This window comes from Vibrio sp. VGrn 2 (assembly GCF_009361695.1).
Classification (GTDB): Bacteria; Pseudomonadota; Gammaproteobacteria; order Enterobacterales; family Vibrionaceae; genus Vibrio; species Vibrio diabolicus.
In genome coordinates this window covers 70,106-91,162 of the sequence record NZ_RBWD01000012.1, presented here as the reverse complement: position 1 = coordinate 91,162, position 21,057 = coordinate 70,106, and the positions used below count along the sequence as shown (strand labels likewise).

Sequence of the window (21,057 nt, the reverse complement as noted above, 5' to 3'; positions counted from 1 at the left end):
TGATTTCACACTATCTATTTACGAGTTTTCCACACCGCCTCACAACAATCCACTAAATGCTTGCAACAACGTACCTATTATTTGGCACCAGTAACTAATTTTATAAATCAAATAAATATGTCACTCGCAAATTAATAAAAAAGGCAAAAAAAGTCGTTATTTTGAAATAAAGATCACTAAGCCTTTGTTGACCTTGGCGTTTCATTAAAATGTCGCTTGTACTCGCGACTAAACTGTGATGGGCTCGTGTACCCGACCAGTCTCGCGGCATCATTAACACGTCGCCCCTCCAACTGGATTAACTCGCGCGCTTTATTAAGTCGAACTTTCTTAATGTATTGCAACGGAGATTCAAGCGTGACATTGCGAAAAGCTTGATGGAAAGCAGACACACTCATATTGGCTTCTTCTGCCAATGTTTGTACGCTCAACTGTTCATGGTACGCTTGATGAACACGATTCAGTGCTTTAGCGACCCTCGCGTAAGAGCCTTCTTGGTGTGCTAAGTCAAATAAAACATACCCTTCTTTGCTTACCAAAGTGCGATAAACAATTTCCTCAAGAAGTAGATCACCGAGCATGACAACATCCAGCTTATTACACAACGCGCTCATTAGTCGCTTGCATGCATCCAGCATACCTTCGCTCATGTGTACCGATTTAAGGCCGCAACGGGTAGCATCCAGACACTTATTACTGAATTTCTCAGCCTCAAGTTTTTTAACGAGCTTATGAAGAAGCGTTGGCGAAATATCTATCGAGATGCCAAGTAAAGGCTCATTGTTTGTCGCAAACGCTTCGCACTCCAGGGGCATGGGAACTCCTACGACAAGGTAATCATCGGGCCCATATTGGACAGGTGTATCACCAATATGAATGTTCTTATGTCCTTGACCTAAAACAATAATGCCAGACTGATAGACAAACGGCTGTCGATGATTTCCTTTGCTACTGCGATAAAACCATACGCCATCTATTGCGGTTTTCTTCATACCTTCTAAGTCATGCAGTCCCTGCTTTTCAACATATTGCTGCATGATATCTGCGAGAGTGTGCATTAGAGCGCTCCATCAATGACCAACGAGTTTGGTCTCTATTATTATTGTGAGCACTATACTTCCTCTCAACTTTAACTTTCTAGTTCAAGAGCATTAATTTTGTAGAAATAGGCAAATTATTTGCAGAAATCGACCTGTTAACGAACGTTAATCAGGACTAATATGCACGTATTCAATCTCCTTTACTGGAAGCAAGAGGTCTAATAATGAACTTTTCTTATGTAAACCCAACCAAGATTTTCTTTGGTCAAAAACAAATCGCTGCAATCAAAGAAGCTATCCCATCCGACCAAAAAGTTTTAGTGGTATACGGCGGTGGCTCAATTAAAAAAAATGGCGTGTACGACCAAGTCTCAGAAGCACTAGAGGGACATGAATGGCTAGAGTTTTCTGGTGTTGAACCCAACCCAACCAAAGAAACGCTCGATAAAGCGGTCGCAATGGTAAAAGAACATGGTGTTGACTTTATTCTTGCTGTAGGTGGTGGTTCAGTCATTGATGGCTCTAAATACGTAGCAGCAGCATCTAAGTATGATGGTGATGGCTGGGATATCATGATTGGTAAACACCAAGTCACTGAAGCGACGCCTCTAGCTGCAATTTTGACACTGCCAGCAACAGGCTCAGAGTCAAACATGGGCGCAGTTATCACTAAAAAAGAAACTCAAGACAAACTTCCGTTCATGTCTCCAGCTGTACAGCCTAAATTTGCTGTGTTAGACCCGGATGTAATGAAAACATTGCCAGAACGCCAGCTTATCAACGGCATTGTTGACGCATGGGTGCACGTATGTGAGCAATACTTGACGCTTCCTACCGGCGCAATGGTTCAAGATGGCTATGCAGAAACACTGCTGAAAACCTTAAAAATACTCGGAGAACAGTTTGCCGAGCGAGACGACGATATGTGGCGCGCAAACCTAATGTGGTCTGCTAACCAAGCATTGAACGGGTTAATTGGTAGTGGCGTTCCACAAGACTGGGCGACACATATGATCGGCCATGAATTAACGGCTCTATGGGGCGTCGATCACGCACGTTCTCTTGCTATCGTCCAACCATCGCTACTTCGCAACCAAATGCAATTTAAACGTCCTAAGCTAGAGCAAATGGGTCGCAACGTATTTGGACTTGAAGCTGGAGACGATCTTGCTGAACGTACCATCGAAGCGATCGAAGCGTTTTATCATCAACTTGATGTCGCAACTAAGCTAGAAAACTATGGTGAAAGTCGTGAACAAGCGATCGATGCCATCATCGAACAACTCAATAAACACGGAATGACCGTTCTCGGTGAAAACCAAGCGATTACTCTTGAACGTAGTCGTGAAATTTTAGAACTCGCTGTTGCCTAACAGCAAAAACGGTTCACTGCCCTTTCTAGGGTTTAACGGTATTGTGACTTAACGGTCACAATACCGTTTTTTTATGCTATTTTGTAAGCTTCATCACGTTCAAATTCGGGAACTCCTCAAAATAACGATTAATCCCTACAAACTCATTGATCGTGTAGGTCAGTAAAGAGACAACTGTCCAGCTTTACACAAACAAAAAATAAAATTGAATTCAAAGGTCTAACTTACTCACTTAATGGACCTTTTATTTGTTGTAGTTATCCACTACATTAGCTTGTCTGTTCGAGAATCCATTTTATGTGGCTAGTTGTTGTCGTATTAGCATTCATACATATCATCAGTATCCGTAAAGGTCCTAAGTGGGTCTTCTACGTATCCAAACCATTACCAGTGCTCTGTATGTTAGGAATTTTAATCCAGTCTCCTGCCTATCATATGCCATATACGCATTGGATTTTGGTTGGTTTATCGCTCTCGTTGCTTGGTGATCTACTATTAATGCTCCCTAGAGATAAGTTTATTACCGGATTAGTGCTCTTCTGCTCTGCCCATCTTTCCTATAGCTACGGTTTTACCATCATGTCCGCTTGGCATTTTACGCCTTGGCTCCCTATTGCTTTATTTGGACTCGGTGTGTGTTTCTATTGGTTGTTTCGACCGGACCTTGGTCAAGAAAAGCTCCCGGTTGCCAGCTACATATTGGTATTGATGACCATGTGTTGGGCTGCTATCGAGTATTATTTGAGTGGAAAAACACAATCGTCCTCGTTTGCAGTGCTCGGAAGCTTTATCTTCATCGTTTCTGGTACCGTCTTAGCTTTTGAACGCTTCGGGGGACGATCCGTATTTTCGCGACAAGTCGTCATGGTGACCTACTATTCCGCACAAACATTGATGGTAATGTCCGTTGTTGCCATCGTTGTTCGTTATCCGTATCTCAGTTGAACTGACTTATTAGTAATAGCTTTTGTGCCTAATTCTTAAAACATTACTTTATCAAACACTAAAGTGAGCAGGTTCTTAATCTTAGAACCTGAATATAAGCTTGTTCTTAATGAAATAATGCGCACAACTTGCTATTGTAGAAGGATATTTTTCCTTTATAGCGTGCCCCTTTGAAAGAGAACACTCCTGTTGTTGAATTTAGCAACGTAAACAAGTGGTATGGCGATTACCACGCTCTAAAAGATATCAACTTCTCCGTGCATTCTGGCGAGATCGTCGTGGTGTGTGGCCCTTCTGGTTCAGGAAAATCAACGCTCATTCGTTGCATCAACCATCTTGAATCGATTCAAGAAGGCCAACTTCATGTATTCGACCAGCCTTCTCACGCAAAATCTCTCAAGCCCGGTAAAATCGGCATGGTGTTCCAGCACTTCCACCTTTTTCCTCATTTGACTGTACTGGAAAACCTCACCTTAGCGCCGATTCGCACACTCAAATTGTCAAAACAAGAAGCTGAAAAACGCGCACGACATTACCTAAAGCGAGTCAACATTGAAGAGCAAGCGAGTAAATACCCTATCCAGCTTTCTGGCGGTCAGCAGCAACGCGTCGCGATTGCCCGCTCCTTATGCATGGAACCGGACTTACTCCTCTTTGACGAACCAACTTCGGCACTTGATCCGGAAATGATCAATGAAGTGTTGGATGTCATGGTTGAGCTGGCACAAAGCGGAATGACGATGATTTGCGTCACGCACGAAATGGGATTTGCCAAAAAAGTAGCGAACCGCGTGGTATTTATGGATGAAGGCCAAATCGTGGAAATGAACTCACCGATCGCCTTATTTGAAACACCACAGCATCCACGAACCCAAGCATTTTTGAACCAAATTTTAAGTTACTGATGATAGTTCGCGTAATCAAACCTGTGCTTCAAGCTTTACTACAAATGACGCTCCTCTTCATCGCGATTGTGTGGGTGTTAGACTCTGGTGCCGATGCTATGGGCTATCAATGGCAATGGGAACGCGTACCTGATTACATCGCTTTTTATGAAGATGGCGAATGGTGGCCCGCCGAACTTATCGATGGGCTATTGGTCACGCTTAACATCTCGGCCATTAGTCTATTCTTCACCTTAGTGTTGGGGTTGGTCACCGCATTACTAAGGCTTAGCGATTCGAAAGTCGGCAATGTTATTGGCACCACTTATGTCGAGGTAATACGTAACACGCCGTTGTTGGTGCAAATCTATTTGCTCTACTTCGTGTTTGGCCCCGTGATTAGTTTGGACCGATTCAGCACCGCCGTTTTGGCTTTGTCCCTTTTCCAAGGTGCTTACACTGCAGAAATATTCCGCGCAGGTTTAAACAGTATTCCTCAAGGGCAATTCGAAGCAGGACAAACACTCGGGTTATCACCGTTTTACACTTACAAAGACGTGATTTTGCCTCAGGTTTTACAGCGCACATTACCGCCATTGACAAATGAAGTGGTTTCTTTGATCAAAAACTCTTCCATTGTAAGCGTGATGGCGATTTTTGATTTAACAACACAGGCACGCAACATCGTCTCTGAGACGGCGATGCCGTTTGAAATTTGGTTTACCGTGGCAGCAATTTATCTTGCTCTCACTCTATCACTTTCTGGCTTGTCTGCATGGCTAGAACACAAACTCGGAGCCAGTTGGCGCAAATTATAAGGAGATAACATGAAGTTATTCAAAGCGACCATTGCTGCATTATTAGGGCTAGCCATCGCTATGCCTACAATCGCGAAAGAAGATGTTGCCACACCCAACGTAGATCAAATCAAGGAACGAGGTACTTTGCGCGTTGGTATGTCAACATTTGTCCCTTGGGCAATGCGCAACAAGCAAGGTGAGTTAATCGGTTTTGAAATCGATGTGGCCAAACGCTTAGCACAAGATTCAGGTTTGAAAGTGGAATTTGTACCGACTGCATGGGATGGCATTATTCCCGCACTACTGGCGAAAAAGTTCGACGTGATCATCGGTGGCATGTCGGTCACGCCTGAGCGTTCCAAAAGCGTGTTGTTTACTGAGCCCTACTCGCACTCTGGAGTTCAAGTGGCAGCGAACAAAGAGCTGGCTTCAGGTTTTAGCGAATTCTCCGATTTTGACTCACGACGCGTAAAAATAGCGGCTCGTCGCGGTGCGTTCACCGTTCAAGTAGCCAGAGAAACCTTCCCGAAAGCGAAGATTCTGCAATTTGATGATGACGCTCAAGCGTTCCAAGAGGTGCTGAATGGTAACGCCCATGCGGTCATCGCTTCTAGCCCAAAACCAGAGCATGAGACAGTGAAACACAGCGACAAACTATTCCTTCCATTCTCCGAGCGACTCTCAAAAGGTAACGAAGCCTTTGCGGTTCGCTTGGGGGAAGAAGATAAAAAAGCCTTTTTCAATAAATGGATTGAAGCAAGAACCCAAGATGGATGGTTAAAACAGCGTTATGAATACTGGTTCTCGACATTAGATTGGCAAGATCAAGTCGCGCAAGGCCAGTAATCTAAATGGCTCGTGGTCTTCGCGAGCCTATACTTTCCAATCATCCATTTTACTTTTTCATCATCTATCGGAGTCAAATTTTTGGGCGAACAAACCACCACTCGCACAGCACCCGCGAAATCCAGCACAGGCTACCTTTTACCTCGATTAAACACACTAGACTGGGTACTACTTGTTATGTGCGGTATCGGTGGTGTTTGGCTGTACCATCGGTCCGCTGTTGGTATGCATTATTTGTGGCAGTGGAAAGAGGCGCTTGAATTACTTTTCACGCCTAGAGCAGATGGTGGTTTGCCCTACTTCTTACAAGGTTTGATTTCGACGTTAAGGCTCAGTATTTGGGGCATCAGCTTCGCATTAGTGTTTGGCACTTTGTTAGGCTTAGCACGCTTCTCTCGTTCCGTTTGGTTGCGCACACCTGCCAATGCGTTTATCCAGTTAGTGAGAAACATCCCTCCGTTGGTGTTTGTTTTTATTTTCTACTTTTTCATTTCTAACCAATTGATCCCGTTACTCGGTTTGGAAGATCTTCTACGAAACTACAACGGCGAACCAAATGCGCTACAGCGCTTTCTGTTTGGGCCTTCGAACCTTTGGGAAAACCTTGTCTCTGGCGTGTTATGTGTCGGCTTACTTTCTTCTGCCTACATTGCAGAAGTTGTGCGCGGTGGTTTACAAAGTATCGACCAAGGTCAGTGGGAAGCGGCGGATTCATTGGGCTTGTCTCGATGGGTGAAGTACCGATTCGTTATCGCGCCGCAAGTGCTCAAAGTCATCACCCCAGCACTTGCAGGTCAAACCATCTCTCTAGTGAAAGACACCTCTATCGTTTCACTGATCTCGATACAAGAAATGACGTTTGTTGGTACCGAAATGGCAAATTCATCAGGGTATATCTTTGAAATTTGGCTCATTGTCGGCCTTGCTTACTTTTTGATTTGTTTCGGGTTGTCACTTATTTTTCGCTACATTGAAGCAAAATCGGAATCCATTTCAAATTAACTCAACTGTATATGTAATTAGACACATTTGAATCTTCAAATCAGAATTGCATCCTGTTACATTGAAAAGATGCTAAATTTTCGGCGTTTTTCATGGAGTTAAAGAATCAATCGGACTACGAGCGATACATTAAGCAAGATAATCTTGGTGAATATTACGTAGTTCTCAATCAATTCACTTTTCACAGTGTTTATCAGCCGATTTTTGATAAGCACCAGCGTATTATTGGAATGGAAGCTCTACTGCGAATTCGTGGCATTGATGGTTCGTTAATTCGTCCTGATGTATTTCTGGCCAACAATGGCCTCGATCCCTACTTTCGATTGTGTGTTGAGTTTTTATCCAGAGCAATGCACATTCGAAATTTTGCACGCTGTTTCGCAGGAACGCCTATCAAACTGTTTCTCAATGTCATGCCTCAAACCCTACTCACCCTAACCAAAGACATGGGCTTTAAAGACAACGGCCTGCTTTACAAGCGCCTTTCCGAACTTGGTATGAGCCCATCAGACGTGGTGTTTGAAGTAGTCGAAGAGTCATGCGGTGATACTGATTTACTGATCAAAGCCGTACAGTTAATGAAAGCGAATGGTTTTATCTTTGCTATCGATGATTTTGGCGCTCAACATTCTGATATCGCACGTGTTCAGCAGCTCTGCCCTGACATCATAAAAATCGATCGCTCCTATCTACTTGATTACTGCGCCGGAGAAACCTTTTCCATACATAGCGCCGTTGAGCTCGCGGCTCATATGGGAGCAAAAGTGATCATAGAAGGGGTAGAAGAAGACGTGCAGCTGCAAGCGATGTATCAACTTGATTTGGATTATTACCAAGGCTTTTACTTAGGTAAGCCTTGCGCCATTCATCACTGGACCGATAGCCTAAACATTGAGACGACAGTGCATTGACACTGCCCCCTTACGATACAGTAAAACCAAAAAAGCGCCGATATATACTCGGCGCTTTTGGGTTTTGCTTGGCGATGACATGCCTAGCTAGGTATTAATTTGCTTAGAAAAAGTCAATAGAGTTACGTCCGCTCTTCGGATCACGAGTCGCTTGCGGCTTTTCAGCATTCTTACCTTTCTTCGCCGATTGCGACAGAGCGTTTTGTTGTGCTTTACGTTCTTTATGCGCTGCTTTTCGGCCTGTTGACTTAGGTCCAGAGCCTTTAGCTGGCTTGCTTTGGCGAGATTTCTCTTTACGTGCAGATTGCGCTTCTTTCTTCGCTTTCTTTTCCGCTTTTTGCTCTGCCGTTTCAGGTTCAGTTACTGGCGCATCGCAAACCACAACATAATATTCCTGGTTAAACTCAAAAAAGTCACCATCATACATCTTGCGGCGCTTACGTGTTTCTAGCTCACCATTCACCGCGACGTAACCTTCTTCGATGATATGCTTTGCTTCGCCGCCACCGCTGACCAAGTTCGCGATTTTAAAAAGCTTGTACAGTTCGATCGGATGCGCATCAACATCAATGCCAATCGCTTCGATCTCAATCTCTTCGCCTTCTAAATACTCTTCGTGGTCGTAATCTTGGGTCATGTTACTTACTCTTACTATTTGATGCCCTGAAGTTTAAACGCAATGCTTAAAAATAGAAACCTCTGCCGATGCTCAATCACCGATTAGCCTTGGCATTTGAGCACCTCTTAACCCATTTAACTTGCTGCTCGTTAGCTTGTATGTCGAGGCTTGGTTCAAACGAAGCTGCAATTACGCAGCCTGAAGGTATATACTCTTCAAGTTATTGTTGAAAAGAGCGAATACTTTGTCTCAACCAAGCAGAATTACCTTTGTCACGGCTAACTTGTTTAATTTTGTCGCACCTCCTGATGCCTACTATGATTTCGAAAACATCTACTCGGTAGAGCAATGGCAAGACAAACTTGCTTGGACGCAACGCCAAATTGAAAAACTCGAAGCTGACGTGATTGGCTTACAAGAGGTGTTCAGTATCGAGAAGACTCAGGCATTCTTTTCAACCATCGGCTACCCCTACTTTGCGACCGTTGACACCCCACATGTAGAGGATGAGTACATTTACTCAAGCCCTGTTGTGGCAATCGCATCTCGGTTTCCAATCGAAAAAGTACAAGCGGTAGAGTTTGACTTAGCAACACTTGAGCCTTTTGGAGTGAATGTTGCTCCAGAGTTCAGTCGCAAACCTATCTATGCGCAAGTGATACATCCTGTACTCGGCCATATCGCCGTTTACGTAACGCACTTAAAATCTCAACGCCCAGCCGACTCAGAACAACCAGAAACGTCTAGCACGATTATTGGGCGCTGGTTATCCACCCAGCAAAGAGGTTGGGAAGCTGCGATGTTAAGAGACGCGATGCAAAAAAGGTATAGAAAGGAGCCAATGCCAACGGTGTTAATGGGCGATATGAATCAACCTATCACTCCAACCAGTGTTAATAGCGCATTGGTAGCCAATACTGGTGACAGCGTCACTGAGTTGCAACTCAAAGATGGATGGTCATTACAAAGTGACGCTCTGAAGGATGAACGCCCCGCTACGCATTATCATTTTTCCACTGGGAATGTGCTCGACTATATCTTGCTCTCTCAAGAGTTTGACACCTTATCAGATATATCGGTTGCCGAGGTTGTTGATTATCAGGTGTCTAACCAACATCTGATCAACCCGATTTATGACAGAGATAAAAACGCCAGCGACCACGCATTTGTGGCGCTGACGGCTGAAGTAAAGCTTTGAGTAACCTATTTAGTAACTTAGTGGCGTTTAACGATTTTACGCGGGATAAGTTCTACGCCAGGCTTGTAACGTTTGGCGGAAGCGTTGAGCGCTAACTCCATTGCACTGTCCGCGATCAACTCAAATTGTTGAGGTAAAGAGTTGATTTTCACTGGCAAGAAGTCCAGCAGTCGATTATCACCAAACGTCGCTAGGCGAACTTTGCTCATGAGTTCTGGCTTTTCGAGCATCACATCCAACACACCTTCTAACAGTGTGTATGACGTTGTGACAATGGCATCTGGCAGCTCGTTCTCTGCTAGCCACCTCTCTAAGACTTTCTTGCCTTCTTCTCGGGAGAAGTGTTGTCCATAACCCACTGTTGCCGTTTTGCCACCTTGTTGAGAAGCGGATAGAAAACCGAGCTCACGCTCTTTTGAAACTTGAAGGTCTTGCAACGCTCCAATCAAGCCTATGGACTTTATATCCTCGGACAGTACTGACTGAGTGAGTTCAAGTGCGGCGTCAAAATCTTCGCTGATGACACAACAAAAGTGCTCATCATCCATTGGGCGGTCTAGCGCGATAACTGGCGTACCAGAATTTTGCAACTTAAGATAATACTCGTTTGCAGTGGGCATACCACTTGCCACAAATAACGCATCAATGCGACGACTGACTAACGCTTCCGCCACCTTTTGCTCTGTATCAGGATCATCATCAGAGCAGCCAATTAAAATTTGGTACCCTGCTTTACGCGAGTTTTGTTCAATCAGTTTTGCAAGACGCGCATAACTGGTGTTTTCTAAGTCTGGGATGATAAGCCCAAATGAGCGTGAATTACCTGCTCGCAAAGAAGACGCCGCATGATCTGGCTTATAATTGTATTCCTCTACAACGGCCATCACTTTCTTCTGAGTCTTCTCGCTGATGCGGTATTTCTGCGCTTTTCCGTTAATCACATAGCTTGCAGTTGTCTTAGAAACACCCGCTAATTTGGCTATTTCATCCAGTGTCATATTCTAAACCTTATTCTGTGCGCGCGATCATATTAATACATCAACGATCTTTCGATAAGTTGAATTATAAGCTGAACCGATTCAGTATAAAAGCTGAAAGGATTCAGCAAAACTTAAAAATTGACGTAAATCACCCGAATACACAACAAACCAATTTGTGAGCTAGGCTATAGGACAGCGCCAAAGACTCATTTGTTAACGTCAGTTTTTAAAATAGTTTTTCTGAGTCTTTTAAAAAATTTACCAATAAGCTGAATCGATTTAGCTTGAAAAATAGAATGGTTTGAGGAGTGATAAGCGCTCAGCAGAAGCAGCTTTCAACTTCTCACACAGAATACATTTTTAAATTGATACCTTAAGGCTGGAGAAGCACCATGCTTAAGCTAAATAAGAACGACATTACCCTCTCGCAATCAGCGACAGATAAGTTTGCAGCAATCAAGAATATTGCGCAAAGCCTGACAGACAAAGGCCTAGTTGAGCACGGTTACGTGGAAGGCATGCTAAACCGTGAAAACCAAAACTCTACGTTTTTGGGGAACGGTATTGCCATCCCGCACGGTACAACCGACACTCGTGCAATGGTGAAAACAACGGGTGTTGCTGTGCATCACTTCCCACAAGGTGTCGACTGGGGTGATGGCAATACTGTGTTCGTCGCTATCGGCATTGCAGCTAAATCTGATGAGCACCTTGGCATTCTTAAACAGCTAACGAAAGTGCTAGGCGCTGACGGCGTAGAAGAACGCCTACGTAATGCAAAAAATGAAGACGAGATTATTGCCCTGCTCCACGGTGATGTTCAGCTTGAAGCAGACTTTGACGCCTCTTTAATTCAACTTATGTTCCCTGCGAGCGATATGCTACAAATGAGTGCTGTTGCTGGTGGTCTTTTGAAAAACACGGGCTGTGCTGATAACGAGTTCGTCGCAGATCTCGTTACCAAAACACCAACTCACTTAGGTAATGGCCTTTGGTTAATTGGCAGTGACAAACATGTAACTCGCACAGGCGTGTCATTTGTCTCGACGGCAAACGACTGCGAATATGAAGGTCAAAAAGTGCGTGCACTTGTCGCGTTTGCGGCATGTAACAATGCTCACCAGCCTATCCTAAAAACGCTTTCTCATATTGTGTTTAACAATGAGCACGGCAAGCTTTTAGATGCATCAGTAGAACAGATTCTTGCTTTGTTTAAAGGTGAAGAAGTCACAGCCGCATCTTCAGAAGAAGGCAATACCGCTGTATTTAAAATCAAAAACTCTCATGGTTTACATGCTCGTCCGGGTGCAATGTTAGTGGCGGAAGCGAAAAAATTTGAATCCACCATTCGCGTTGCCAACCTAGACGGTGATGGCAAAACAGTAAACGCGAAGAGCCTAATGAAAGTCATTGCGCTTGGCGTTAAGCACGGTCATCAACTTCAATTTACTGCGGAAGGCCCTGATGCACCGCAAGCCTTGGAGTCTATCGGGAATGCTATCGCTTCTGGCCTTGGTGAAGGTTAAGGAGCCGATATGACGAACAAAACAAGTAAAGTTGTCACTATTACGCTCAACCCGGCATTGGATTTAACAGGTTCAGTAAATGAGCTAAACGTTGGTTCCGTGAGCCTAGTGCAGCAAAGCAATCTCCATGCTGCAGGTAAAGGTGTCAACGTAGCAAAAGTGTTGAGCGATTTAGGCGCAGATGTCACGGTTACCGGCTTTCTCGGTAAAGATAACCCTGAGCTATTCCATCAGCTTTTCAATGACATCGGCGTCAAGAATGAGTTTGTAGAAGTACAAGGTGCCACTCGTATCAACGTCAAGCTCGTTGAGGCTAGTGGCAACGTTAGTGACATTAACTTCCCTGGTGTTCAAGTAACGGCTGACGAAATTGCTCGCTTTGAGGAGACGCTATTCCGTCTCGCAGAGACTCACGATTACTTTGTGCTTGCGGGTAGCTTACCTGGAGGCGTAACCGCCGAACAATGTGCTGCGTGGATAAAAACACTGCATCAACAAGGCAAAAAGGTGTTGTTCGACAGCAGTAAAGCCGCATTGAAATCAGGTATTGAGGCTCACCCATGGTTGATTAAGCCTAACGATGAAGAGCTTGGTGATTTTGTTGGCGAACACCTAGAAACACCAGAACAATGCCAAGCCGCCGCGCAAACACTGAGTGACAAAGGCATCGAGAACATTGTTGTGTCGATGGGCGCTGACGGTGTGATGTGGCTAAACCAAGGCAAATGGCTTCGTGCACAACCCCCTCGAATGAATGTGGTAAGCACCGTTGGCGCAGGCGATACGCTAGTTGCTGGCTTGTGTTGGGGCCACATGCAACTGATGCCGAAAAACGATTTATTGCGCTTCGCTACAGCACTTTCTGCCTTGGCAGTTAGTCAAGTCGGCGTAGGGCTAACCAGTCAGGAAGAACTGGAGAACATCAAGCAGCAAACTGAAGTTAGCGAGCTTTACCCTATTACAAACTTAGAACAAAACTAAGGAACAGAAGGTTATCGTATGAATATTGCCATTATTACTGCCTGTCCGAGCGGTGTTGCAAATAGCATCCTTGCGGCAGGGTTACTAGAACAAGCAGCCGCAAAATTAACCTGGAATGCAAAAATCGAATGTCAATCAAGTGTGGTTGAACCTACCCTGCTGACGGAAGCTGACGTTGAACAAGCAGAAGTCATTATCATTGCGGCAAATACTAGCCTGGATACTTCTCGTTTCGTAGGGAAAAAGGTTTACCAAGCGGAAATCAGCGAAGTAGCAAAAGACGCAACTGCGTTTCTTCAGCAAGCGGTTGAAAACGCCACTTTACTTGAAAAAACAACCACACTTGCAGCCCCTATCACTGCTGAAGCAACATCAGCAGCGAAGAAAATTGTCGCAATCACCGCTTGTCCTACTGGCGTTGCGCATACCTTTATGGCAGCAGAAGCGCTAGAAGAAGAAGGCAAACGCCGTGGCCATCAAATCAAGGTGGAAACTCGTGGTTCAGTTGGTGCGAAAAACCAACTGACAGATCAAGACATCGCAGACGCTGATCTAGTGATCATTGCTGCCGATATCGAAGTGCCACTTGATCGCTTCAACGGCAAAAAGATGTACCGCACGAAAACAGGCCCAGCTCTGAAGAAAACAGCCGAAGAGATGGACAAAGCATTCGAGCAAGCCACGATTTACCAACATTCAGGTTCTGCAAATTCTGCTTCGGCAGCAGACGAGAAGAAAGGCGCTTACAAACACTTGATGACAGGGGTATCGCACATGCTGCCTGTGGTTGTCGCTGGTGGTTTGATCATCGCTCTATCGTTCGTGTTTGGTATTGAAGCATTTAAAGAAGAAGGCACGCTAGCAGCAGCGTTGATGAACATTGGTGGTGGCTCTGCATTCGCATTGATGATTCCTGTTCTTGCGGGTTACATCGCGTTCTCAATTGCTGACCGTCCGGGTCTGGCTCCTGGTCTTGTTGGCGGTATGCTAGCAAGTTCAACGGGTGCTGGTTTCCTAGGAGGTATCGCAGCTGGCTTCATTGCCGGTTATGCAGCGAAGCTCCTTGCGGACAAAGTAAAACTCCCACAATCGATGGAAGCGCTTAAACCAATTCTGATCATTCCATTTGTGGCCACACTGTTCACAGGCCTTGTGATGATATACATCGTAGGTGGCCCAGTTTCAGGCATCATGAACGGCCTGACTGACTTCCTAAACAACATGGGATCTGACAGTGCAGTTCTGCTAGGTATTATCCTTGGTGCGATGATGTGTTTCGACCTAGGTGGCCCAGTAAACAAAGCCGCTTACGCATTTGGCGTCGGTCTATTGGCTTCGCAAACTTACGCGCCAATGGCAGCAATCATGGCAGCTGGTATGGTTCCTGCGCTAGGTATGGGTTTAGCGACCTTCATTGCGAAGAACAAATTTGAACAAAATGAACGTGAGGCAGGTAAAGCATCTTTTGTATTGGGCCTGTGTTTCATCTCTGAAGGCGCAATTCCATTTGCCGCCAAAGATCCAATGCGTGTGATTCCATCTTGTATGGCAGGTGGCGCGCTTACTGGTGCCCTATCTATGCTGTTCGGTGCAAAATTAATGGCACCACACGGCGGTCTGTTCGTACTGTTAATCCCTAACGCCATTTCACCAGTGTTAATGTACTTAGTGGCTATCGCAGCTGGTACAGCAGTAACTGGCTTTACTTACGCTTTCTTAAAAAGCAAAGCAGAAGCCAAACAAGAAGTCGCGGCTTAAACAGAATTACTCCGCTTAACAATGCCACCCTCGAATTTGGCATTCAGCACCTCCCTTTAATTCCGGTTAAGGGAGGTGTTTTTTATTCCGCAGCCGGAACGGCAACAATGTCTACTTCCCCACTGTTCATATCCACGGTAGCTTTATAAGTACTATGCGGATCACCGTAATGTTTAAAGGTGAAGTGGTATACATTGGCCGGCGTCCACAAAGTTTTCGAATCAGCGGGCATAATGTCATAGCCATCTTGCTGATAAAGCTCTGTCGCCATTACATTCGCAATTGCCGCCTGCTGGTTTGAGTCACGCTCCACCTTTGGCTCCAAAGAAGGGTTACTCGGGTAAGATTCACCGTTGTAACTCATGAGTCGATATGAGCCATTACTCCAAACGATAAAATCTTGCCAGCCATTGCTGTAACTATCTGCAAGTACAATAGGCGTGCGAGTGACAGACATTCGATTGATAACGTTCCCCTCGTTATCAAACATATAAGCTGCACAGCCACCGCTGCCACAGAAATAACGGTCTTGTAGCAATACAATGTGTTCTGCATTGCCATCGCTGTTTAAGTCGGCGCTACCCGATATATAACGTAGATTGTCTTGTTCGAGTGAAAGCCCTTCAGGCGCTAAAACCTTGTTATCAATCCAGTTGGAGATGACTTCAGTGCTAACGCTGTTGATTTTAGGAACGGCTTGCTTAGCCTCTTCTGTAGTCATACTGTCTGTCGTAGTACAGCCGACCAAGGTGAAAGAACCGACGAAGAAGAGTCCGTGTAATACGCGCTTGTTCATGTTATCTCGCTCTTTGATGTATCGTTCCATCAGTATACGCATGATTTGCATTGCATTCGTAAGAAAATCATTAGAATCAAGTAAATGAATGGGTTGGTGTACATTGGTAAGATCAAAAAAGCCCTGAAGAAAACCTTCAGGGCTAGGCAGGAAGCTGGCAAATAGCCAGGAGTCCCTATGCAGTGGTCGGTTTTACCCTAAACAGAATCGCAAACATCACTGGCACTACAATCAGTGTCAGTACTGTAGCAAAACCAAGACCTGCCATAATCGTTATTGCCATCGATCCAAAGAAGGCATCGAAGACGAGTGGAATCATCCCCAAGATGGTCGTCAGAGCAGCCATACTTACCGGACGAACACGACTGATCGCACTATCGACAATCGCGAGGTAAGGCTCTTTCCCTGATTCCAACTCAAGGTTAATTTGATCAAGCAACACAATACCGTTTTTCAAAATCATGCCACTTAGGCTCAGCAAACCAAGGAATGCTGTAAAGCTGAACGGCATATTAGTGGTAAGCAAACCAAAGGCAACACCAATGATCGCCAACGGCACGGTGAACCAAATGACCAACGGCTTTTTAATTGAGTTAAACAGCAAAATAGTAATGATGAACATCAACAAGTAACCCATCGGCAACGAACCAAACAGACCTTCTTGCGCATCTTTCGATGATTCATACTCACCACCCCATGTGATTTCGTAACCTTCTGGAATATGCAGTGCCATCACTTTAGGCTGCACACGCGCAAACAAGCTTGCCGCCGTGTCGTCGCTCAACACATCGTGGTCAGCAAGCACAGTTAATGTGCGCTTGCGGTCACGACGCTGAATTAGCGGCTCGCTCCAATCCAATTTAACGCCATCAATCACTTGGTCGACCGGAATATACGTTTGCAGTGATGGGCTCCAAATGGTCACGTTCTGTAGTGATTCAAAGTCCACGCGTTCTTCTTCAGGAAGGCGCGTCATAATTGGCAAAGTGTGTGTACCATCGCGTAAGTAACCCAACGTGCTACCACCAAACGCCATTTGTAGTGTGCTTGAAAGATCTTCTTTCGAAATGCCCAAGCGACGAGCTTTAGACTCATTGAAAACAGGCACAAGCTCCTTAGTACGCTCTCGCCAATCGTGACGAATGTTTCGGGCACCAGGGTCGGTATGAAGGATGTCTTCAACTTGCACCGCTAAATCACGTAAAACTTGCGGATCGGGACCAGTAATACGCGCTTCGATCTTAGACGCTGGTGAAGGGCCAAATTCCATCAATTTAAATTGAAATGTCGGTGCATCAAACGTCTCCGCCAGATTCGCATCTAACTTGTGCAACAAACCGAACATGCTCTCACGATCAGTGGCGCGAACTTGGAACTGGGCGTACGCTTCGTAGCTTTTCTCTGGCTGGTAAGTCAGAGCGAAACGCTGCAAACCCTGCCCAATTGAAGCAGAAACAAAGTCAATATCATCTTGCTGACGAATGTAGCTTTCGACCTCTTCAGCTTTTTTGATCGTTTCGCGGATGTCCGTACCTTCTGGCATCCACATATCAACGTAAAACATCGGCGTGTTCGATGGTGGGAAGAACTGCTGTTTTACATTACCAAATGCCACGACAGCACCCACTAATAGCGCGACCATGCCAGCAACCGTTAGCCAACGGAATCGCAGTGCGAATTTCAACGATGCGCCAAATACAACAAACAGCCAACCTTTGTAGGGATCTTCTTCGTTAGTATCTTGGCTCTTGTCCTCTTCTTTCAACAATAGATCTGCGAGGAATGGCGTCAGCGTAATAGCGGTAATCCAGCTCAAAAATAGTGAGAAACACAGCACCCAGAATAGAGAGCCCATGAATTCACCCGTTGCATCTTGCGACAAACCGATAGGTGCAAAAGCCGTAATCGCAATGATGGTTGCGCCAAGCAAAGGCCATTGTGTTTGCTTTACAATATCGACGGCCGCTTGAACTTTAGTGCGCCCTTTTTTTAGGCCAACCAAGATGCCTTCCACGACCACAATCGCGTTATCAACCAGCATACCCAGAGCAATAATTAACGCGCCAAGAGAAATACGGTGCAGCTCGATATTGTTGTAATTCATCAAGATGAAGGTACCGAACACCGTCAATAACAGCACGACGCCAATGATGACACCACTGCGTAAGCCCATCGTAAACAGCAGAACGATGATAACGATCGCCACTGCCTCTGCTAGGCTAATTACGAACGCTTTAACGGACTCATCCACTTCATTGGCTTGGTTGTAAAAGTAGTTCATATCGATGCCAGCAGGCTTGATAGACTCAAGGCTCGCAAGCTCCGCATCCAAACGTTCGCCAACCTCAACCACGTTCACACCTGACGCAAACGAGATACCGATATTAATCGCTTTTTGACCGTTAAAGAGTACGACGTTGCTTGGCTTCTCTTGGATACCACGAGAAATCGTTGCTACGTCTTTTAGACGAATTAGGTTCCCTGTGTCACGACCATGAATGATCAAGTTTTCTAGCGCTTCTACGGTGTTTAAGGTGCCACTTGGACGAATGACAAGGCTTTCGCCATTGACCATCACTTCCCCTGCTGAAACCACATTATTTTGTTGGTTCAACAAGCTCGCAACCACATTCATGTCTAAGTTCAGCGCGGCAAGGCGGTCAAGAGAGATCTCAACAAACAGCATTTCTTGTTGATCGCCCGTGATATCCACTTTTCCTACGCCATCTACCAGCTCGATTTCACGGGTCAAGTAATCCGCATAACGTTTCAGCTCTACATAGTCGTAATCGTCACCAGTGAGCATTAACATCACGCCATAAACGTCACCGAAATCATCAATGATCTGCAAAGATTGTACGCCCTGAGGCAAAGTTGGTCGCAAGTCATTAATTTTACGGCGCATTTCATCCCAAATTTGCGGCAGTTCATCAGGACCATAGTCCATTTCCATACTGACCGTGATTTGAGACATACCATCAGAAGACGTAGAGGTAATTTTGTCTATGTAAGGAAGCTTTCGAATCTCTTTTTCTAAAGGATACGTCAGCTCTTCTTCAACCTCTTTCGACGTCGCGCCAGGGTATGTTGAAATGATCATGGCATCTTTAATCGTAAATGCCGGGTCTTCTAGTCGCCCAAGCTCCAAAAACGACGTTAGACCACCAACAGCAAGGATAATAATAAACAACCAGCTGATGACTTTATTTTTTATTGAGTACTCAGCAATGTTCATTATTGTTTATTCTCCACAACATCCACATGTTTACCTTCACGTAATTTACGTAGGTTTGAATTAATCAGAACGTCGCCTTGCTTAACTCCTGACGACACAATGGCTCCGTTGCCATTCACTTGGGAAATCATCACAGGCACCCGAGTGACAACGTCACCCTCTTTTTTCCATACAAAGAACTCATTCTCTTCGCTGCCCGCTTGAAGCGCCGTTACTGGAATACTGTAACCATCGATGGAGGTAATCCCCGCCTTAACCATATCGACCAGAACACTGACGCTGGTTCCCGGTAGAATCTCTGCTTTTGGCTGTGGCATCGTCAAATACATTTCGTAAGTTTGAGTTTCGGAGTTAGGCTCACTTGTGTGCTCTAAATAGTCCAAAGCAAATGTGTCACTAATGCCGGAGAAGGTTGCTCTAGGCTTGTAACTCATGTTGTCTGAATTTGGGTCCACCATAGCGAGAACATTGTCGGAAAGCTCAATACGCACGTACACCAAATCGTTTTGATATAGGTTCAACACCGGCTCCCCAACTGCCACACGTTCAAAACGCTCTTTGAAAACGTCCGACACTTTACCGGCAAACGGGGCGAATAAACGGGTGTAGTTCAATTGATTGGTGGCGTTATAGAAATTAGCCTCTGCCAACTCTTTATTAGCTGTTAGCTCGTCAAGCTCGGCTTTTGAGATCATCTGACGTGCGTGTAGGCCTTCACCGCGTTTGAGCTGACGAATCGCCAGTGTATATTGCGCTTCTGCGTCATTTACGGCTTGCTTTTCTTTACTGTCATCTAGCTTTGCGATCATTTGGCCTTGCTTAACAACGTCGCCCGCTTTCACCAACACGTGTTGAATTTCTCCGGCGCGGCGGAATGCCATAGGTGTTTGCTCTGCTGGTACAACTATTCCTTTAAAAGCTCGATATTGGCTTTGTACCGGCGCATCCACAGAGATAGTCGACACAAAAAGCGGCTGCTCGACGACAGCTTGGTTTTCATTTTTGCAACCCGTTAAAACTGCAAGCGCAATTGCAGAGATCGTAAATAGAGATCGTTTCATTAAATGCCTCCCTCACGAACCCAAGCTTTCACGACTTGTCCTTCGACCAGTCGCTCAACGCCAGCAACAACAACGTAATCATTGTTATCAAGCCCTGCTTTCACACCTCCAGAGGCATCAAGAGACACAGTGACTTTATTAACTTGCTGTGTGTTTCTGTCCATTACCCACACTTCGCCTTGCGTCTCTTTTTTGTTTACCCAAGCAGATTGAGGCAACGTCATCGCGTCCGATAGATGTTGTTTAGCTATGTGCACCTGCCCTGTCATACCTGTTAGCAAATTGCGATCTTCTGGTCGAGTGATGGTTACGATCGCCTCATAACTGTTGGTATCGATATTTGGCTGAGTCGAAATTTCTTTAAATTTTCCAGGGATACGTTTTCCTGGCTCGCTATCCATCGTCACCCACATATCGGAGTTTTGCAGTGACTCAAGTGATACAGATTCCGCATAACTTACTGGCAGTGTGAACGACACATCTAAGGTCGTGTTATCGATAAGATTCAGGATCTCTTGCTTCTCTGCGACCACTTGAAACGGGTTGACATAGGTGTATGACACGATGCCATCAAAAGGTGCGTGAATCTTGGTATAACTCAAATCTGTTTTGGCTTGTTCGTAGTTTGCCAATGCCGCTTTATATTGAGTTTCTTTCTGGTCGTACTCATCTGTACTAATCAGCTTTTTTCCATAAAGGTTTTTCGCGCGCTCCCATTGCGTTTTTGCTAACGCGAATTGTGCTTGAGAGGCGTCTAACGCAAGCTGAAGATCTTTTGGGTCTAACGTTGCAAGCACTTCACCTTTTTTTACCTCTTGGCCCATGCGAACAAGTAATTCATCGACCTCACCACCCACCTGAAAAGAAAGCTGTGCGCGATGTGTCGCATCAATACGCGCTAAAAAGGCATGCGAGTCTTCAACTTCTAGATCTTTCACCGCCAGTAATTTTACAGGTTTGATTAAAGGTTCAGACGGCTCGGAAATGGCTTTGTTACACCCAGTTAGCATGCCAGAGAGACTTAATGTCACCACAGCACCAACTAAAGTGCGCTTTAAATATTGTTTTCGCACCCGCTTTCTCCGTAGGTTTTATATATTAC

The 21,057-nt window shown here is 45.2% G+C and carries 18 protein-coding genes; 11 read left to right on the top strand and 7 right to left on the bottom strand.

Features of this window, described 5'->3' with window-relative positions:
• Positions 1-176 precede the first annotated feature (176 nt).
• Positions 177-1,058: an AraC family transcriptional regulator gene (locus tag D8S93_RS18360; RefSeq protein ID WP_152814649.1), complete on the bottom strand. Its 882-nt coding sequence runs from the start codon at positions 1,056-1,058 to the stop codon at positions 177-179.
• Positions 1,059-1,264: 206 nt separating this feature from the next.
• Between D8S93_RS18360 and D8S93_RS18355 the strand changes: the two genes are divergently transcribed.
• The 7 genes from D8S93_RS18355 (at position 1,265) to D8S93_RS18325 (ending at position 7,801) form a co-directional block, all read left to right on the top strand.
• On the top strand, positions 1,265-2,413 hold the full coding sequence (locus D8S93_RS18355; RefSeq protein ID WP_152814647.1) for an iron-containing alcohol dehydrogenase: 1,149 nt from the start codon (positions 1,265-1,267) through the stop codon (positions 2,411-2,413).
• Between the two features lie 297 nt (positions 2,414-2,710).
• Complete coding sequence (locus D8S93_RS18350; protein WP_104972557.1) at positions 2,711-3,358, top strand: lysoplasmalogenase; 648 nt, start codon at positions 2,711-2,713, stop codon at positions 3,356-3,358.
• Between the two features lie 170 nt (positions 3,359-3,528).
• Complete coding sequence (locus D8S93_RS18345; RefSeq protein WP_020835258.1) at positions 3,529-4,263, top strand: amino acid ABC transporter ATP-binding protein; 735 nt, start codon at positions 3,529-3,531, stop codon at positions 4,261-4,263.
• Entirely contained in the window at positions 4,263-5,060 is a 798-nt protein-coding gene (locus tag D8S93_RS18340) for an amino acid ABC transporter permease (protein ID WP_152814645.1), read from the top strand. The genes D8S93_RS18345 and D8S93_RS18340 overlap by 1 nt, the downstream gene beginning before the upstream one ends.
• A gap of 9 nt (positions 5,061-5,069) precedes the next feature.
• Positions 5,070-5,888: a transporter substrate-binding domain-containing protein gene (locus tag D8S93_RS18335; protein WP_152814643.1), complete on the top strand. Its 819-nt coding sequence runs from the start codon at positions 5,070-5,072 to the stop codon at positions 5,886-5,888.
• Positions 5,889-5,969: 81 nt separating this feature from the next.
• Positions 5,970-6,890: an amino acid ABC transporter permease gene (locus tag D8S93_RS18330; RefSeq protein ID WP_152814641.1), complete on the top strand. Its 921-nt coding sequence runs from the start codon at positions 5,970-5,972 to the stop codon at positions 6,888-6,890.
• A 92-nt stretch (positions 6,891-6,982) separates the two neighbouring features.
• A complete protein-coding gene (locus tag D8S93_RS18325) occupies positions 6,983-7,801 on the top strand; it encodes an EAL domain-containing protein (RefSeq protein ID WP_085343694.1) in 819 nt (272 codons plus the stop codon).
• A gap of 103 nt (positions 7,802-7,904) precedes the next feature.
• Here D8S93_RS18325 and D8S93_RS18320 read toward each other — a convergent pair whose 3' ends face one another.
• Entirely contained in the window at positions 7,905-8,438 is a 534-nt protein-coding gene (locus D8S93_RS18320) for an RNA-binding S4 domain-containing protein (protein WP_047008325.1), read from the bottom strand.
• Positions 8,439-8,664: 226 nt separating this feature from the next.
• Here D8S93_RS18320 and D8S93_RS18315 point away from each other — a divergent pair, with 226 nt between their 5' ends.
• The gene (locus D8S93_RS18315; RefSeq protein WP_193621644.1) at positions 8,665-9,618 is read left to right on the top strand and encodes an endonuclease/exonuclease/phosphatase family protein; all 954 of its coding nucleotides are present in this window, start codon (positions 8,665-8,667) and stop codon (positions 9,616-9,618) included.
• Between the two features lie 17 nt (positions 9,619-9,635).
• On the opposite strand, the gene cra is transcribed toward D8S93_RS18315, so the two are convergent.
• Entirely contained in the window at positions 9,636-10,616 is a 981-nt protein-coding gene (gene cra, locus D8S93_RS18310; RefSeq protein WP_005397989.1) for a catabolite repressor/activator, read from the bottom strand.
• Positions 10,617-10,990: 374 nt separating this feature from the next.
• On the opposite strand from cra, the gene fruB reads away from it, so the two are divergent.
• The 3 genes from fruB to fruA are packed head-to-tail and all read left to right on the top strand — an operon-like array spanning position 10,991 to position 14,863.
• Complete coding sequence (gene fruB, locus D8S93_RS18305) at positions 10,991-12,124, top strand: fused PTS fructose transporter subunit IIA/HPr protein (RefSeq protein ID WP_152814637.1); 1,134 nt, start codon at positions 10,991-10,993, stop codon at positions 12,122-12,124.
• 9 nt (positions 12,125-12,133) lie between these two features.
• Positions 12,134-13,105, top strand: a complete 972-nt coding sequence (gene pfkB / locus D8S93_RS18300) for a 1-phosphofructokinase (protein WP_074190634.1) — start codon at positions 12,134-12,136, stop codon at positions 13,103-13,105.
• Between the two features lie 18 nt (positions 13,106-13,123).
• Positions 13,124-14,863, top strand: coding sequence for a PTS fructose transporter subunit IIBC (gene fruA / locus D8S93_RS18295; protein WP_152814635.1), 1,740 nt, complete (start codon positions 13,124-13,126; stop codon positions 14,861-14,863).
• Between the two features lie 82 nt (positions 14,864-14,945).
• Here the strand turns inward: fruA and D8S93_RS18290 are convergent, their stop codons facing one another.
• From D8S93_RS18290 to D8S93_RS18275, 4 genes are all read right to left on the bottom strand, one after another.
• Positions 14,946-15,659 (bottom strand): hypothetical protein, encoded by a 714-nt coding sequence (locus D8S93_RS18290; protein ID WP_152814766.1) that lies wholly within the window; start codon positions 15,657-15,659, stop codon positions 14,946-14,948.
• 175 nt (positions 15,660-15,834) lie between these two features.
• Positions 15,835-18,894, bottom strand: a complete 3,060-nt coding sequence (locus D8S93_RS18285; RefSeq protein ID WP_152814633.1) for an efflux RND transporter permease subunit — start codon at positions 18,892-18,894, stop codon at positions 15,835-15,837.
• Positions 18,894-19,955, bottom strand: coding sequence for an efflux RND transporter periplasmic adaptor subunit (locus tag D8S93_RS18280; RefSeq protein ID WP_152814631.1), 1,062 nt, complete (start codon positions 19,953-19,955; stop codon positions 18,894-18,896). The genes D8S93_RS18285 and D8S93_RS18280 overlap by 1 nt, the downstream gene beginning before the upstream one ends.
• On the bottom strand, positions 19,955-21,028 hold the full coding sequence (locus tag D8S93_RS18275) for an efflux RND transporter periplasmic adaptor subunit (protein WP_006742272.1): 1,074 nt from the start codon (positions 21,026-21,028) through the stop codon (positions 19,955-19,957). The genes D8S93_RS18280 and D8S93_RS18275 overlap by 1 nt, the downstream gene beginning before the upstream one ends.
• Between the last annotated feature and the right edge of the window lie 29 nt (positions 21,029-21,057).